The sequence below is a fragment of the Moraxella tarda genome (assembly GCF_035181405.1).
Taxonomy (GTDB): Bacteria; Pseudomonadota; Gammaproteobacteria; order Pseudomonadales; family Moraxellaceae; genus Moraxella.
This window is the reverse complement of record NZ_JAYGGV010000001.1, coordinates 428,346-444,619: the sequence shown is the minus strand read 5'-3', so window position 1 is coordinate 444,619 and position 16,274 is coordinate 428,346. Positions and strand designations below refer to the sequence as shown.

Annotated in this window: 15 protein-coding genes and 1 tRNA gene; 10 read left to right on the top strand and 6 right to left on the bottom strand. The window is 41.1% G+C overall.

The genetic code is table 11. The annotated features are described in order from the left end of the window. Window positions 1–97: 97 nt before the first annotated feature. Complete coding sequence (smc, locus tag U9670_RS02170) at window positions 98–3,661, top strand: chromosome segregation protein SMC (protein WP_323841656.1); 3,564 nt, start codon at window positions 98–100, stop codon at window positions 3,659–3,661. Between the two features lie 10 nt (window positions 3,662–3,671). Here the strand turns inward: smc and msrA are convergent, their stop codons facing one another. Beyond that, window positions 3,672–4,190, bottom strand: coding sequence for a peptide-methionine (S)-S-oxide reductase MsrA (gene msrA / locus U9670_RS02165; protein WP_323841657.1), 519 nt, complete (start codon window positions 4,188–4,190; stop codon window positions 3,672–3,674). 82 nt (window positions 4,191–4,272) lie between these two features. Here msrA and cmoA point away from each other — a divergent pair, with 82 nt between their 5' ends. Then, window positions 4,273–5,049 (top strand): carboxy-S-adenosyl-L-methionine synthase CmoA, encoded by a 777-nt coding sequence (gene cmoA, locus U9670_RS02160; protein WP_323841658.1) that lies wholly within the window; start codon window positions 4,273–4,275, stop codon window positions 5,047–5,049. Window positions 5,050–5,070: 21 nt separating this feature from the next. Next, window positions 5,071–6,081: a tRNA 5-methoxyuridine(34)/uridine 5-oxyacetic acid(34) synthase CmoB gene (gene cmoB / locus U9670_RS02155; RefSeq protein WP_416381501.1), complete on the top strand. Its 1,011-nt coding sequence runs from the start codon at window positions 5,071–5,073 to the stop codon at window positions 6,079–6,081. Between the two features lie 92 nt (window positions 6,082–6,173). On the opposite strand, the gene U9670_RS02150 is transcribed toward cmoB, so the two are convergent. Further along, window positions 6,174–6,395, bottom strand: a complete 222-nt coding sequence (locus U9670_RS02150) for a DUF2788 domain-containing protein (protein WP_323841660.1) — start codon at window positions 6,393–6,395, stop codon at window positions 6,174–6,176. Between the two features lie 204 nt (window positions 6,396–6,599). Between U9670_RS02150 and U9670_RS02145 the strand changes: the two genes are divergently transcribed. Next, window positions 6,600–7,283, top strand: a complete 684-nt coding sequence (locus tag U9670_RS02145) for an SPOR domain-containing protein (RefSeq protein WP_323841661.1) — start codon at window positions 6,600–6,602, stop codon at window positions 7,281–7,283. Window positions 7,284–7,379: 96 nt separating this feature from the next. Here U9670_RS02145 and efp read toward each other — a convergent pair whose 3' ends face one another. Next, complete coding sequence (efp, locus tag U9670_RS02140; protein ID WP_323841662.1) at window positions 7,380–7,949, bottom strand: elongation factor P; 570 nt, start codon at window positions 7,947–7,949, stop codon at window positions 7,380–7,382. A 133-nt stretch (window positions 7,950–8,082) separates the two neighbouring features. Between efp and epmB the strand changes: the two genes are divergently transcribed. The 3 genes from epmB (at window position 8,083) to lpxC (ending at window position 10,493) form a co-directional block, all read left to right on the top strand. Next, window positions 8,083–9,114: an EF-P beta-lysylation protein EpmB gene (epmB, locus tag U9670_RS02135; protein WP_323841663.1), complete on the top strand. Its 1,032-nt coding sequence runs from the start codon at window positions 8,083–8,085 to the stop codon at window positions 9,112–9,114. Window positions 9,115–9,187: 73 nt separating this feature from the next. Continuing rightward, window positions 9,188–9,264 (top strand) — tRNA-Val (locus tag U9670_RS02130). Between the two features lie 311 nt (window positions 9,265–9,575). Beyond that, window positions 9,576–10,493, top strand: a complete 918-nt coding sequence (gene lpxC / locus U9670_RS02125; RefSeq protein WP_323841664.1) for a UDP-3-O-acyl-N-acetylglucosamine deacetylase — start codon at window positions 9,576–9,578, stop codon at window positions 10,491–10,493. Window positions 10,494–10,840: 347 nt separating this feature from the next. Here the strand turns inward: lpxC and U9670_RS02120 are convergent, their stop codons facing one another. Next, entirely contained in the window at window positions 10,841–11,359 is a 519-nt protein-coding gene (locus U9670_RS02120) for a DciA family protein (protein WP_323841665.1), read from the bottom strand. A 261-nt stretch (window positions 11,360–11,620) separates the two neighbouring features. On the opposite strand from U9670_RS02120, the gene U9670_RS02115 reads away from it, so the two are divergent. Then, a complete protein-coding gene (locus tag U9670_RS02115; RefSeq protein WP_323841666.1) occupies window positions 11,621–12,355 on the top strand; it encodes a CHAP domain-containing protein in 735 nt (244 codons plus the stop codon). A 51-nt stretch (window positions 12,356–12,406) separates the two neighbouring features. Here the strand turns inward: U9670_RS02115 and U9670_RS02110 are convergent, their stop codons facing one another. Both U9670_RS02110 and U9670_RS02105 read right to left on the bottom strand, forming a co-directional pair. Then, a complete protein-coding gene (locus tag U9670_RS02110; RefSeq protein WP_323841667.1) occupies window positions 12,407–13,099 on the bottom strand; it encodes a DOMON domain-containing protein in 693 nt (230 codons plus the stop codon). Continuing rightward, entirely contained in the window at window positions 13,065–13,382 is a 318-nt protein-coding gene (locus U9670_RS02105) for a YhbY family RNA-binding protein (protein ID WP_323841668.1), read from the bottom strand. Before U9670_RS02105 ends, U9670_RS02110 begins: the two co-directional genes overlap by 35 nt. Window positions 13,383–13,522: 140 nt before the next feature. On the opposite strand from U9670_RS02105, the gene U9670_RS02100 reads away from it, so the two are divergent. Together U9670_RS02100 and ftsH are read left to right on the top strand one after the other, a co-directional pair. Continuing rightward, on the top strand, window positions 13,523–14,155 hold the full coding sequence (locus U9670_RS02100) for an RlmE family RNA methyltransferase (protein ID WP_323841669.1): 633 nt from the start codon (window positions 13,523–13,525) through the stop codon (window positions 14,153–14,155). 114 nt (window positions 14,156–14,269) lie between these two features. Next, window positions 14,270–16,162 carry an ATP-dependent zinc metalloprotease FtsH gene (gene ftsH, locus U9670_RS02095; RefSeq protein WP_323841863.1) on the top strand — a complete coding sequence of 631 codons (1,893 nt, stop codon included), beginning with the start codon at window positions 14,270–14,272 and terminating at the stop codon, window positions 16,160–16,162. Window positions 16,163–16,274: the final 112 nt, after the last annotated feature.

The following is a 16,274-nucleotide window of genomic DNA, read 5'->3' as shown; positions in this document are numbered from 1 at the left end:
GGCTTATTGATCGAATTATCTAAAAGAAACTTGGATAAAATTTTTGTAAAATTTGCTATAATACTTGTCTTTTATCCTAAGATTTTTATCATTCATTATGCGTCTAAAATCCTTAAAACTTGCTGGCTTTAAATCCTTTGCCAATCCAACTACTTTTACCTTTAAGCATGACATTACTGCCATTGTAGGGCCTAATGGCTGTGGTAAGTCTAATGTCATTGATGCCATTCGCTGGGTGTTGGGTGAGACTTCTGCCAAACAGCTTCGTGGTGGAGCGATGAGTGATGTGATTTTTGCAGGCGTAGAAGGGCGAGCTGCCAAGTCCTTGGCGAGTGTGGAGCTGACCTTTGAGCATACCCAAGATGAGACGACTGGCATTCGCCATGCCTTAAATTTGTACCAAGAGTTGACCCTCCGCCGCCAAGTAACCAAAGATGGTAAATCTGATTACTTCATCAATGGTCAGCGAGTGCGTCGCCGTGATGTGATTGATGTTTTTCTTGGCACAGGGCTGGGTGCTCGTAGCTATGCTGTCATCGAGCAGGGCATGATTGGGCGTATTGTTGAGTCAAGCCCTATGGAGCTTCGTTCATTCATTGAGGAGGGGGCTGGCGTGTCTCGCTATCAGGCACGGCGTGAAGAGACGCAAAAGAAACTAGACGAGGCAAAAGACAACCTAGAGCGACTATCAGACCTGCAAGGCGAACTGAAAAAACAGCAACGCACGCTACTTCGTCAAGCAGAATCTGCCAAAAAATACCAAGAGCTGAACGCTGAAATTGAAAAAATTAACAAAGAGGATTTGCTAAAACGCATTTTTGAGGCGTGGCAATATCATGAGAATAAAAAATTAGAACAGCAAAGCAGTAACGATGATTTTACTGTGCTTACCAATATTGTCAATAAAGCTAAAGCTGAATTGGATCGCTTGTCTGCGAAAGTTGCCGAAGGGCAGTGGCTAAAAGATGATGCAAAGGATAAGTATCATAATGCACAGATGGCAGAACAAACAGCCCAACATAATTTTTATACAGTAAGTCAAGAGCTTGGCCAATCTGATGAGAAGCTTCATCGTCTAAACACCATTAAGTCAGAGGCGAATGATGACATCAAGTATTCAACAGATGAGCTTGCCAAAATTGATGATGAACTTAATCAAATCACACCAAATTTAACCATGCTTAGTGAAAATTTGGCTACCAAAAAATCTCAATTATCTGCAATTCAAGACAACTGGCAGGGTGTTCGTGATGAAGTAAATGCCTTGCAAGCACAAAAAAACACGCTGGAAAACGCCCAAAAACTTGCCGAATCACAAAAATTGCGTGTGCTAAATGCTCGTGAAAAATGGATGAAAAGACATAATGAGCTGGTAATAAGTGGGCAGTCATTGGCACAGGAAAATACAACGGATAATGATGAATTAAAACGCCTGTCTGATGAAATCAATACCCTCAAACTTCGCCAAGATTCTTTGGCAGAATTTGATGATAAAGATAAGCTAGATGAGTTAAATAAGCTGGTGCAGACTGCCCAAAGTGAGTATGGTACTCTTGAAAAACGCCATGCTGCTTTGTCTAGTGAATACGACATTTTGCATAAAATGCTCCATGCCAAGCCCGTTGTGCAAGAAGTTGGCAAAGAGATGAGTGATTTTTCGCATCTGCCACGCCTAAAAGATGTGGTGAAATTAAGTTGCCATGGAGAAAAATTTGCAGGCGTGCTTGATGGATTTTTGGGTTTTTGGCTCAACGCTCAGGTTTCAGACGATGTTGAAATTAGGTCGGTCTTGTCCATGCCAGACATTAAAGATAAAAATGCTACTTGCAGTATTTTTACCACAGGTGGTGGCTATGGCGTGAATGATGGTCAGCTGATTGCTTTTGGACAATTGTTTGACTCGCCACGCTTAAAGCTTTTTGATCACTGCTATCTTTTTGATGGCGATTTGACCGATAATGCTTTGGCACAACTTAAAAATAAGGCGTCCGATGGTCGGCTGATTTTGACAGCAACAGGCTGGCTGATTGGTATCTTTGGCGTGATGCACACCAGTGCTTTTGGGGCAGAATCATCTGTGCTGAGTCAAAAAGCCCAGCACAGTCAGCGACTTGCCGAGCTTGAAGATGAATTAAATGACGTTGAAGATGAATTGGCAAACAGTGAAAAGACATTAAAGGCTCATACCGCTCAGCTTGAAAATCTTAAAATTGCCCATGATGAGCGTACCGCCCAAATGACAGCAATTTTAGCAAGTCTACATAAAGCACAACAAGCACACTTAACATTGACCGCCGCAGTGCAAACCGATGCCATTAAGCGAGAAAATTTTGTCAAAAATAAAGCACGGCTTGATGAAGAGAAAAATGAAATCAGTGGGGAATTAAAGTCGCTAGAGATGGAGCTTGATGACATCTGTAAGCAACTTGCCGAGCATTTGCCAAAATTTGAGACTGCTCAAAATGCGATGCTTGCAATGACCAAAAATATGGACGAAATGAATGCTCAGGTCAAAACCTTAAATGATGAGTATCAAGCGTTGCAACTAAAAATTAATACGCTGGCACAGAAAAAAACGCACAGTCAGCGACTGCTTGAACTTGCCAAGAAAAATGCCGAGCAGGCGGATATTGACATAAAGCTGGTTAAAGACACGCAAGAGAAGCTGACTGCCAAACTGCCTGAGCTAGAAGCGGTGTTTAAAAATGCAAAAGCTCAGACTGCCATGTTGAAAATCACCAGCGAAGAACATGAGTCGGCCGCCAAAACTTTACAACTCATGCAAGCTAAGCTTCAAGAGAATCTGACAGAGGCTCATGCTAATTTTGCCAAAGCTCAGGCGCAATCTGCTCAAATCACCGCAGATGTGGCGGTGGGTGAGAGTCGATTAAGTGATTTGGCCCATGAGATGGTTCGCCTTGATGAGAACTTTAACCTGCCATCGACTTTGGCAGATTTTCGTGCCAAGCCACCCAAATTTAAAGACAATAGCGCCCATCTTGACGACATTAAAGCACAGCTTGCTCAGCTGGGTGCGGTCAACTTGGCAGCAGCCCAAGAGCTCAAAGAGCTTGAAGAGCGTGTCTCTCCGATGGACAGTCAAATCAATGACATCACACAAAGCATGGTGAAATTAAAAGATGCCATTTGTGCCATTGATGAAAAAACAAAATCGCTATTTTTGGGTGCACTAAACGCTGTCAATGAAGAGCTAAATACCTTATTTGGCAAGGTTTTTGGCGGTGGTCAGGCAAGTCTTGCACTCATTGATGATGACAATCTGTCTAAAGCGGATAAATGGCGAGCAGGTCTTGTGTTGATGGCACAGCCAAAGGGTAAGAAAAATTCACGCCTTGCGGTATTGTCTGGTGGTGAAAAAACGCTGACCGCTTTAAGTTTGATTTTTGCGATTTTCAAGCAACACCCAGCCCCATTTTGTGTATTGGACGAAGTTGATGCACCTCTTGATGATGCCAATGTTGCACGCTTCACCAGCTTAATTCATGAGCTTGCTGACAGCGTGCAATTCATCTTCATCAGTCATAACAAACTTGCCATGCAAATCGCTGATGAACTAAAAGGCATTACCATGCCGACAGCAGGCATCTCAAGTTTGGTTACAGTCAATCTAGAAGAGGCCCAAAAATATATTGAAAGCTAAGTTTTGCTGTTTATTTTAAATACTCTTCAAAATTTGCTCGAAGCTTGACCAGCTTTGGCGGAATGGCAAAATTGCAATACCCTTGTGTAGGATTTTTGATGAAAAAATTTTGATGATAATCTTCGGCAGGATAAAAAGTGGGTGCAGGGCGAACTTGGGTAACGACGGCCACACCATTTGCTTTTAGGTCGTTGATTTTATCATTGATGACATCAAGCTGTTTTTCATCAGTATAAAAAATGACAGATGCATACTGTGTACCAATGTCATTGCCCTGGCGGTTTAGTGTGGTTGGGTCATGCGTGGTGAAGAAAATGTCTAAAATGACAGACAAATCAATCATGCACTCATCAAAGATGACTTGAATGACCTCGACATGGTCTGTTTGACCTGTGCAGACGCTCTCGTAATTGGCTGTATCTTTATTGCCACCAGCATAGCCAGCGGTTACCGCCTGCACACCTTTGACCGCCAAAAATACGCTTTGAGTACACCAAAAACAGCCACCGCCTAGAATAATATTAGCCATAAATACTTCCAATAATAGTGAAAATGACAAAAAAATGCTAAAATAAGCATATCATAAATGACAAAATAATTCACCATCTTCTATGAGCATCAAAACCAACCCAAATACAAATGGGTATGACACCCTGTTTACCACACCCCTTGATAAATATGCCCGCTTTTCCTTTGATGAAGAGGTGGTTGCTTGCTTTCCTGACATGATACGCCGTAGTGTACCAGGTTATGGGCAAATGCTTGCGATGCTACCGATTTTTGCTCGCCGTCATTGTGCTTTTCGTCAAGTTGAACACGGGCAAAAATTCAGCCGTATTTATGATTTGGGTTGTTCGCTTGGGGCGGTGTCGTTTGCACTGGCTGATAAATTTGAGCCCAATGAATTGCAAATCAATGCGGTAGATATCTCTGCCCCAATGATTGATAAAGCCAAGGCGGTATTGAGTGAGCATTACCCAAGCCACCAGATTAATTTTATTTTAGATGATGTTTGTGATATAGAACTAAAAAATTGCGACATGATAATTTTAAATCTTACTTTGCAATTTTTAGCACCAGATAAAAGATTGGCTTTGTTGAGTAAATGTTATGACGCATTGAGCGTGGGTGGTGTTTTGATTTTAACTGAAAAAACGCACAATCTTGATGAGCAAAATGATGCTTGGCTGGTGGAACGCTATTACGATTTTAAACGAGCTAATGGATATAGTGAGCTGGAAATCAGCACAAAACGCAATGCCTTGGAGAATGTGTTAATTACTGACACTGAAAGCTTGCATCACAAGCGATTAAATCAAGCAGGATTTGATAGAAGTTTGACTTGGTTTAAGTTTTTGAATTTCTTGTCTGTTGTGGCGTTTAAATGACTTTTGAGCATGAGCATATTGATGAATAATACTATTTTTGATGCTGAGCAAGCACTGTACTTGCATTTATTGCAATTGAGCAAATATCACCCAAAGGCAGGTGAATGGCTGGCCAGACTGCCCCAGTGGTTGTCTGAGATTAAAGATAAGCGTCGTTATGCACATGCTCCATTTTATGCGTCAGCGGTTGAAAGATTGCCTGTGGTTCGGGTGGTTGATGTCAATCTGGCAGACAAGGTTGAGGCAGTGCTGGATTGGCAAGTGGCTGATTTTAAAAAGACGCACAGTTTGTTGGGCAATCTTAAACCATGGCGTAAAGGCCCATTTCATTTATCAACAAAAGGTGGTGGAGAAGGTGTTTTTATTGATACCGAATGGCGTAGTGATTTTAAATGGGAGCGAGTACGCAAGCATTTGGATTTGAATAAAAAACGCATTTTAGATGTGGGTGGCGGTTCGGGCTATCATGGTTTTCGAATGCTTGGCGATGGGGCAAAGTCGGTTGTTGTTATTGATCCTTCTTGCCTGTTTTATCATCAGTTTATGGCGATAAAGCACTTTATGGGCGTGGCTTTACCTGTGCATTATATTCCAGTACCACTTGAAAATTTGCCCGAACAAAGTGCGTTGTTTGATGTGGTGTTTAGCATGGGTGTGCTATATCATCGTGCATCGCCATTTGACCATTTGGAGCAGTTAAAAGGACAGCTTAATAAAGGCGGTACGCTTGTGCTTGAAACACTGGTTGTTGATGGTGATGAAAATACCGTACTTGTGCCAACAGACCGTTATGCACAGATGAATAATGTATATTTTCTACCAAGCGTACCTGCCTTGAAAAAATGGTTGGTTAAGGTGGGGTTTGTTGAGGTGCGTTGTGTGGATATTGATGTAACAACCACTGATGAGCAGCGTAAAACACAGTGGATGGATTATCATTCACTTTCAGATTTTTTGGATTTAAATGACCATGCCAAAACAATTGAAGGTCATCCACGACCAAAAAGAGCGGTGATGATTGCCAAAAAATAGATGATATGGAGGTCAGATTTTAAGGTTTTGGTTATAAATCTTAATGTCGTGGGTGGTTGTAAATCAAGTAAATGTTTGGCTAAGTGAATGTATCAAATAAACCAAGTGCCCAGCACCCATTCAATGATGATTTTTAATAAAAATCCCACAAAGCCTGCACCGAGTGCCACAAAAATCCAGAATGTACCTGCCCGACCTGCATTGGTGCTTTTGGCCATGTCCCACATGATAAAAAATAAGAATGCAATAAAAATTGGCAGTAAAATGTACAAACCAGCAGCGGTGATGGTCTCTTCGGAGATGGTAAAGCTCATATTGTTTGTTCTCTTGAAATTCTAACTTGAAATTTTTCACGATGTGAGTTTGGCTAAATTATAACATAGATTGACAGGTCATTTCTCTTTGAGAATACAAGAAAAAACAAAGGCGCGGTATAATTTTTTCCACAGTATGCCAAAAAATTGATACAATAGATGTTTTTTTGGTGCATCAATTTGATAAATTGAGTAAATATCAACATGACAAATAAACAAAAACCATCTGCTGTCTATAAATCCACCAAGGATAAGCAAAGCTCTGGGCTTTTGAGCTTATTGTGGATTGTTGTATTAATGCTTGTTGTATCAGCGTTGGCGGTGGTGCTGTACTTTTCGCCTATGGCAGAAAGTTATCGTAACAGTACTAGGATTATGGTTGTTGAAGAAGAGCCAGTTCGTCCAATCACTCAGACAGAGGCTGCGCCTTCACCTAATTTTGAATTTTATGATGTATTGCCCAAGCAAGATTTTCGCAGTGTGCCAGAGGGCGTGAGTGTGCAGGAAATCGCCGATACAAATGTACAAACGCTAGATGTTGATACAGTAGTGCAATCAGATAAGGGTGGGGCTGAAATACCTGAACAAAGCGAGGCCAATCAAAGTGATGATGCTCATGATACTCACAGTGTCGCTCAAATCACCACCACTTATATTTTGCAAATCAAAAGCTACCCAAATGCCAAAGATGCCGATGAGAAGCGAGCAGAGGTCATGCTGGCTGGCGTAGATGCGACTGTTGTGCGTCGTGAGGATAAAGCGACTGGTGCAAGTTTTTACCAAGTGGTCTCGGTGCCAATGACAACCAGCAGCCAAGCCAGTCAAGCCTTACTTAGATTGCGTAATAATGGCATTGATGCATTGATCGTGGAGCAACGCCATAAGTAAGATGAGCGTGTGCGATCATCTTTGATGCAATGATCTTGACAAAAAATCCCCAATGTTTGGGGATTTTTTGTTGCGTGATGTTATGTATGATTGTCATCACACACGAGATAGGTATTCACCAGTGCGAGTGTCAACTTTTACAACTTCTTCTTGTTGTACAAATAATGGAACACGAACCACCGCACCTGTTTCTAGCTTAGCAGGTTTGCCACCGCCACCAGATGTATCGCCGCGTATGCCTGGATCAGTTTCGATGATTTGTAGTTCAACAAAGTTTGGTGCAGTAACACTCAGTGGTGCACCATTAAATAGCGTGATGGTGCAAAGAGCATTTGAATTTTCTTTGAGCCATTGTGCTGCATCGCCCATGGCATTTTTGTCGGCTTGCAATTGTTCAAAAGTCTCTGGGTGCATGAAGTGCCAAAATTCGCCATCATTATATAAATAGTTCATTTCTGTGTCGATGACATCAGCACCTTCTAGTGTGTCGCCAGATTTAAAGGTCTGTTCTAAGACCTTGCCAGTTTTTAGGTTGCGAAGCTTGACACGGTTGAAGGCCTGACCTTTGCCAGGTTTTACATATTCATTTTCTAAGATTGCACAGGGATTGCCGTCAAGCATGACTTTTAAGCCAGCTTTAAAGTCGTTGGTAGAAAAACTTGCCATGATGATTACCTTTAAAAAAGAAAAATAAATTTGGGCGAAAAGTGCGTTATAATTGAGTTATAATAACGGTCATTTCGCAAATGTTGCTAAACAGCACATTATATATAGTTTTAATCAATATTGTCAAAAAATAATGCGTAATTTGTCAAAAATTTCTACTAAAAATTTATCAGATGCACCATTTTTTTATGAAAACTGGCAGGCAGAGTTGGCGGACAGCCTGTCTGATGTCGGTGAGTTATATGCATATTTGGGTCTGGATATGCCTGATGGGTATTATGCACCAAAAGACTTTGGGCTTAGGGTGCCAAAAGCCTTTGCTGATAAAATGAGCAAGGGCAATCTTAAAGACCCATTATTGCTTCAAGTACTGCCAGACATTCAAGAGACAATCTTGGCGGTGGGGTATACGCACGACCCGCTGGCAGAAAATGACCAAAATCCTACAAAGGGCTTGTTGCACAAATACAAAAATCGTGTGTTGATTACGGCTACGGGGGCGTGTGCGGTGCATTGTCGCTACTGTTTTCGTCAGCATTTTGATTATCAGGCAAATATGCCAAATCGTGAAGAACTTGTAAAGATTGGTGAATATATCAGCTCAAATCATCAGATTGATGAGGTAATTTTTAGTGGTGGCGATCCGTTAAGTTTAAGTCATCGTAGGTTGCTTGTTTGGTTTGAAATGATGAACGCTTTGCCAAATGTCAAAACCATTCGTATTCATACTCGCTTGCCTGTGGTTTTGCCAAATCGTGTTGATCAAGAACTTTTATCCCTGCTCAAAAGCTCGCCAAAAAATATCGTCATGGTATTGCACATCAATCACCCCAATGAGATTGATGAAGTGCTGGCAAACAAATGTCAGCTACTAAGACAAGCAGGTGTTACTTTGTTGAATCAAACTGTACTATTAAAAGGTGTTAATGATGAGGTAAATACACTGTGTAAGCTGAGCCACGCGTTGTTTGATATGGGTGTTTTGCCTTACTATTTGCATATTTTAGATAAGGTTCAAGGGGCATCTCATTTTGACTTACCTATTGCTCGTGCTGTTCAAATTTATTGGCAACTGCTTGAAAATATGTCAGGCTATCTTGTGCCAAAGCTTGTTCAAGAATTGCCAAACAGACCTTATAAAACTCCTGTCAACCTACATCAATAAAACTGCATCAATAAAAATTATCAAAAAATTGCTTGCAAAGTTTTAAAAATTTGTTAAAATAGCCACACTTTTTAGGCGTATAGCTCAGTTGGTTAGAGCACCACCTTGACATGGTGGGGGTCAGCAGTTCGAGTCTGCTTATGCCTACCATATTCAAAACCCCTTGAAATCAATGGTTTCAAGGGGTTTTTTGCTGATTTGGCTAAATTTTACAAATTAAACTGTCTATTTATTTTGGGTATTTTAGCCAAAAATGCGTAAAATAAACGAAAATTTACGACAGGATTAAAGTCGTTATCCTCTTTAAATCCCTCCTAAGATTTAAATAGCCGTTTGGGTTTTATTTGGTTTAAGCAGGCTTGATAAAAGGCGAGTTTGGTACAATGACATGGGGCAACAGATGACAAAATTTTGCCAAAATGATAAAATATTTGTCAAAATTTGTCATATTTGGAATTGCCATGGTTTATGAACGAACTGTCTCTCAAGAGCTAAGCATTGCAGGCATTGGACTTCATAGTGGAAAAAAAGTTACATTAACACTCGCTCCTGCTGGTGTCGGACATGGTATTGTATTTGAGCGTGTGGATATAGGGGGTGTGGGCATTCCGATGAGTGCCGATCTTGTGCAAGACACCATGATGTCATCAAATTTAGTGCAGGGCGATGCTCGTGTGGGAACGGTGGAGCATTTGTTGTCAGCGATTGCAGCGTGCGGTTTGGACAATCTGATTGTCAAAGTGGACGCACCTGAAATTCCGATCATGGACGGCTCGGCTGCACCGTTTTTAGACCTCATTTATAAAGCAGGCATTCAAGAGCAAAATGCCCCTAAAAAGTTTTTAAAAATCTTAAAACCTGTGCGTGTGACTGATGGCGATAAATGGGCAGAATTGACGCCTTACGATGACGGCTTTTTGATGGATTTTGAGATTGATTTTGATCACGATGCCATTAAGGCCACTGACCAAAAGGCCAGTCTTGATTTTAATACGGCTAATTTTGTTCATGAAATCAGCTGTGCCAGAACTTTTGGTTTTTTAAAAGACTTGGAATGCCTGCGTGAGCGTAATTTGGCATTGGGTGGCAGTCTGGATAATGCGGTGGTGCTAGATGAAACTTCAATTTTAAATGAAGGCGGTCTTCGTTACCCAAATGAATTTGTTCGCCATAAGATACTTGATGCGGTGGGTGACTTGTTTATTATCGGCTGTCCGATTTTGGCACATTTTTCGGCGTATAAGTCAGGCCATGCACTTAATAATATGCTCATTCGTGCGGTGCTTGCCGACAAAAGCACCCATAAAATTGTAACTTTTTGTAACAGAAATGAAGCACCAATTGATTATTTAAAGCCAAATATTTTGTTTGAAAATTGATTAAAAAGCGTCTTATTTATTGGCGGTGCAAGGTTTTGGCAAACGATGTGTAACCTTTGATGAATTTTTATTATTCAGTCGTATTACTTAAAAAAATAATAAAATCCATTTGCAATAACTGGCAAATGGATTTTGGTTTTTTTGACATAAACCCTTTTGATTTCAAGGGGTTTGGCAGAGTTTTGACGAATGGCATTTTGTTGGTGCGTCATTCATTCTTTGGTGGGCTACAAGCTGTATTTTTGTACAAATTGGGCATTTAAAAGGGAATTTATTTACAAAACTTTACAATCTTTACCAAATAACATCAAGCCATTTTCGTAAATCTACAATTAACAACCGTTCACCTAATCTTCTTTGGCTAGGCGTAATAGCGCCTGCCTTAGTCCATCATGAGTGATGACAGTGGTCGCAGTTTGGGTTATAATGCGTTTTGTGTTTTCGCTTAAGGTTTTTTTGGAACTTAGTTGGCGATTGTCTGATTGCGTGGTTCTTGGTGTAACAATGACACCAAATTCTTCCAAATGACAAAATTTCTTATCATAACTGCGTAGCTTTTCTAGGCAACTTGCTGACAGGTAGCGCAGATGATTGGCGGCAGTGGTTGATGACAGTGATACTGTCAGACGATATCGGTCAGCTTGGGCAACTTGACAATCTTTGAGTATTTCTGCTGGTAATAGTGGCTTTAATGCTTGTTGTAATAAGGCGGTACATGATTGCAAATGTACGAGACGCTGAGTCAAGTGAACAGGAGGTTTTGCCCCTGCTGCGGCTTGTTTTTCAAGCGTGCTTGCCAAGTAATTTGGTGTATTGCTCTTTAAATGCAAATCATCTATGAAGTTAATTTTTGTTGAATCAGACATGGTTTTACCTTTTTTGCCATAAAAGCCATGGACATGGTGTCCAATAGAGCAAGTGTATCATGCCTTATGAGCAGATTGCTAACAAAATCATATCATTTTAAGCTAATGAATGCTTTTGTAGTTCTATTGTGTTATGTATTAATAGACTGTTGGTAATCTCTGGCGTACTTGGATGTATGCCGCTGATAACAAGCTTTTAATCAAAACTCATGCAAAGCATCAAGACGAAAGGGTAAAATCTTGATGATTTGAGGAAAATTTATGAAAAGAGTGTTTTGGCTGATGTCGGCTGTTGGGCTGACTCTTGGACAATCTGGTACTGCACAAGCAAGTATTCAGGTTAGTCAGGGTAACCACATTAATGTTAATACTGTTAATAGTACAACCAATACCACCACCAATATTGATGATGCAATCAATCAATTGATTGCCCAATCGCAAAATTCAATGCCTGTTGTCTCGGTTTATCAACCGACAAACTCATTAAACGCCATGTCTAGTCTTATTGTTACCAATCAAGATATGGTCTTGATGGATGATGTCGTTAGTGATGAATCAACATCTATTGTGGCAAAACTTAGCACAAATAGTGCACCAAGTGTTGCTGCTCGAACAGCAGCTCGTGCTGCTCATGCCAGCAGTTTGGGGCGATGTGCTTTATATGTGCGTAAGGCACTACAATCAGCAGGCTATGAATTTACACCCAACCCTTCTGCATATCAATATGCACATGGCACATTAGCAGATGCTGGGTTTGCCCAGATTAGTAGCGATGATTATCAACCGCAAGTAGGTGATGTGGTGGTATTTAATCGCACGGCTAAAAATCCACATGGTCATATCCAAATTTATGATGGCAATCAATGGGTTTCTGACTTTCGTCAGCCAAAGTTTAGTCCGTACAGCCAGCATAATGGCTATACCGTTTGGCGTGATGCACGCTATGTGGATACAAGTGCAAATACAGGTACGATGCTTGCTTTAAATGAGCATTAAACCGACTGATATTAATTAAATAAACCAACTTTTAGTTGGTTTATTTTTTTGTCAAATATTTATCCAAGAACGCTTATCATGAAAATCTGGTGGGTTGGTGTGGTTTTTGGCATAAAAAATTGCTGTATCGTTTTTGTATAAAATGACAGCAGGATTGATTTTGTTGATGGGTTTTGATTTGCCTCTAAAAGCTGGTGTATCAAAAATAACGGTTAGATGGTAAACATGATGGCTACTGGTTATTTTGCTCATCTCGTCATTTTCTATGCTTTTTATGATGATCTGCCCATTGGTTTGTGCAGGCGGCATGATATTGGGTGTGCGATAATCAGTAAAATGGTATAAATTATAAAGACTACCGATCGAATGAGGTGTGAAATTAAGCTCAACATAATCTGTGCACTCATCAAATCCAAAAAAGCATTCAAGGCAATTGCCCTGCCAAAGATAGTCTTGGCGAGCACTATCTTTGGATAAATTTGGCAGATGAAGCCAATCAGTACGCTTAATAAAATAGCTGATATTAGCACCACTGATATTAGTGCCATAATCATCTTGAAGGCTGATGGCAACATCAATCTTAGGTGAGTTTGGTTCGGTCGCTGTCAGGGTGTGTGAGTGAATTTGGGGAGATGCTATATCACCCCAAAAGACAGTTTGATGAATTGCCTTTGTATTGAGTGTATCTGGCATGATGGTATCGGTGTGATCAGGAAAAGCGTACCAGATTGGACAACTTGGCATTTGGCTCTGGATTTTTGCGTAGTAGCAGAACCATGCGTCCTATATGATGAATGATTTGACTTTTGGTGGCGTCTGCAATGGCATTGGCACATTCTTTGCGTTCGTCAGCAGAACCTGCTGGGATTTTGATTTTAATGAGTTCGTGATCATGCAAGGCTCGCTCTATCTCTTCAATCAGTGTATTGGTCAAGCCATTGCCACCAACGATAACGACAGGATTTAGGTGATGGCCGATACCACGCAGTTCTTTTAAGTCTTGCATTTTTGATTTTTTGTTGCTCATAGATTTTTCCAAAGTAAAAAATTTGCTAAATTTAACATATTATAGCAGAAATTATCCCAAATTAACTGATAAAAATGGTAAACTAGACCGTTATTCATTTGAATTTTAAAAAAAATTAACAAAGGTGTAAAACGCTTCTTATGGCAACTCGCATTACCAATAAGAAATTTTCAAAATCAAGCCGTGCTTGGATGAAAGAGCATATCGATGATTTTTATGTCCAAAAAGCTCAAAAAGATGGCTATCGTGCTCGTGCTGCGTATAAATTACTTGAAATCAATGAAAAAACAGGCCTTATTAAAAAAGGTATGACGGTGGTGGATCTGGGTTCAGCACCAGGGAGCTGGTCTCAAGTTGCAGGACAACTTGTGGGTGATGCTGGAATTTTGATTGCCTCTGATATTTTGCCAATGGATACGCTTGAAAATGTAACTTTCATTCAAGGTGATTTCCGTGAGCAGGCGGTATTTGATAAGATTATGGCGGAAGTTGCTGGTCGGCGTGTCGATGTGGTCTTGTCTGATATGGCCCCTAATACATCAGGAATGTCGGCGGTGGATATGCCACGCATGATGTATCTGTGTGAGCTTGCGGTGGACTTTGCTTTAAAGGTTTTGCCAGAAGGTGGTGCACTCATTATGAAGGTGTTCCAAGGTGAAGGTTCGGCAGAACTTCGCAACGACATGCAAAAAAAATTCAGCAAAATAAAAAGTATTAAACCTGCGGCATCTCGCCCACGCTCAAAAGAGATGTTTTGGGTGGCTATTAGGTGATTTTTTATCTTGAATTTGGTAAAAATATCCACATATAAATACGCATCTCTGTTTGAGTGCTACCAAAATAGACAAATAGCAAAATGCTAAGAATAGGAAAAGTTAGTGAACAACATGGTAAAAAATACCTTATTGTGGTTGGTGATTATTGGTGTGGTGGTTGCAATTTTTAGCAATCTTGACCGTGCAAATGCTGATACTGACCAGCTGAATTATTCGTCATTTGTAACAGCAGTTTCCAAAGGTGAAATTAAGGAAGTAAAGATTGATGGCGAGGAAATTACAGGAAAGAAAGTCAATGGCTCCGCCTTTGAAACTGTGCGTCCTGCCATTAGTGATGATGGGCTAATGCCACTTCTAAGAGAGCATGATGTCGAGATTCAAGGTACGGTGCCTGAACGACAAGGTATTGGCTCTCAACTGCTCATTGCTGCTTTTCCTATTTTGCTCATCATCGGCCTATTTTGGCTGTTCATGCGTGGCATGAGCGGTGGTGCTGGTGGTGGCATGGGCGGTCGCAATCCGATGAGCTTTGGCAAGTCAAAAGCCAAAATGCTGACAGAGGACCAAATTAAAGTTACCTTTGCTGATGTGGCAGGCTGTGAGGAATCTAAACAAGAAGTCGTTGAGATTGTTGATTTTCTAAAAGATCCTGCTAAGTTTACCAAGCTGGGTGCGACCATTCCACGAGGTGTTTTAATGGTGGGTCCGCCAGGTACGGGTAAAACCCTATTGGCTAAGGCGATTGCAGGTGAAGCTAAAGTGCCGTTTTTTTCAATATCAGGCTCCGACTTTGTTGAAATGTTTGTTGGTGTTGGTGCTAGCCGTGTGCGTGATATGTTTGAGCAAGCCAAGAAAAACGCTCCTTGCATCATTTTTATTGATGAGATTGATGCGGTGGGTCGTCATCGTGGTTCTGGTATGGGGGGTGGCCATGATGAGCGTGAGCAGACTCTTAACCAACTGCTTGTTGAAATGGACGGTTTTGAAGGCAACGATGGCGTTATTGTCATTGCCGCAACCAACCGTGTTGATGTGCTGGATAAGGCTTTGCTTCGTCCAGGCCGCTTTGACCGCCAGGTATCAGTTGGCCTGCCAGATATCAAGGGTCGTGAACAAATTTTGAATGTACATCTAAAAAAATTGCCACAGACCATCGGTGTAGATGTTAATGCCTTGGCTCGTGGTACACCAGGATTTAGCGGTGCTCAGCTTGCCAATCTTGTGAATGAAGCTGCCTTGTTTGCTGCTCGCCGTAATAAGTCTCATGTGGACATGAATGACTTTGAAGATGCCAAAGATAAGTTATACATGGGGCCTGAGCGTAAGTCAATGGTGCTTCGTGAAGATGAACGCCGTGCCACGGCCTATCATGAGGCAGGTCATGCATTGGTGGCTCAGTTATTGCCAAATACCGACCCTGTTCATAAGGTTACCATCATGCCTAGGGGGTGGGCTTTGGGCGTTACTTGGCAGCTGCCTGAACAAGATGCAGTGAGCAATTATAAAGATAAAATGCTTAATGAGTTGTCTATTTTATTTGGTGGGCGTATCGCTGAGGAGATTTTTGTCAATCGGCAATCGACTGGTGCAAGCAATGACTTTGAGAGAGCCACAAAAATGGCGCGTGCGATGGTAACTAAATATGGCATGAGTGATAATCTTGGCGTCATGGTTTATGAAGCTGAAGAACATGGTGGCTATATTGGTGGTTCTACTCGTACCATCTCAGAGGCCACTCAGCAAAAGGTTGATGATGAAGTGCGTCGCATTCTAGAAGAGCAATATGATGTGGCATATCGCTTAATTGATGATAATCATGATAAGATGCACGCCATGGTAGATGCTCTCATGAAGTGGGAAACTATTGATCGTGAGCAATTTTTGCAGATCATGAATGGTGAAGAGCCAAGAGAACCAAAAGACTATCAACATGAGGTGCCAGACATTAAAACGGTACCAACTGCTCCATTTGATGAGTTGCCACCGCCTTTACCTACAGCCTGATTGCTGAATTTGATTATCTAAAAAACACCGTGTGCATCACGGTGTTTTTTTTATTTGGGAAATTAGCGTTGTTTGATGTGAATATTTGTTTACTAAAATACTTGCAATTTAT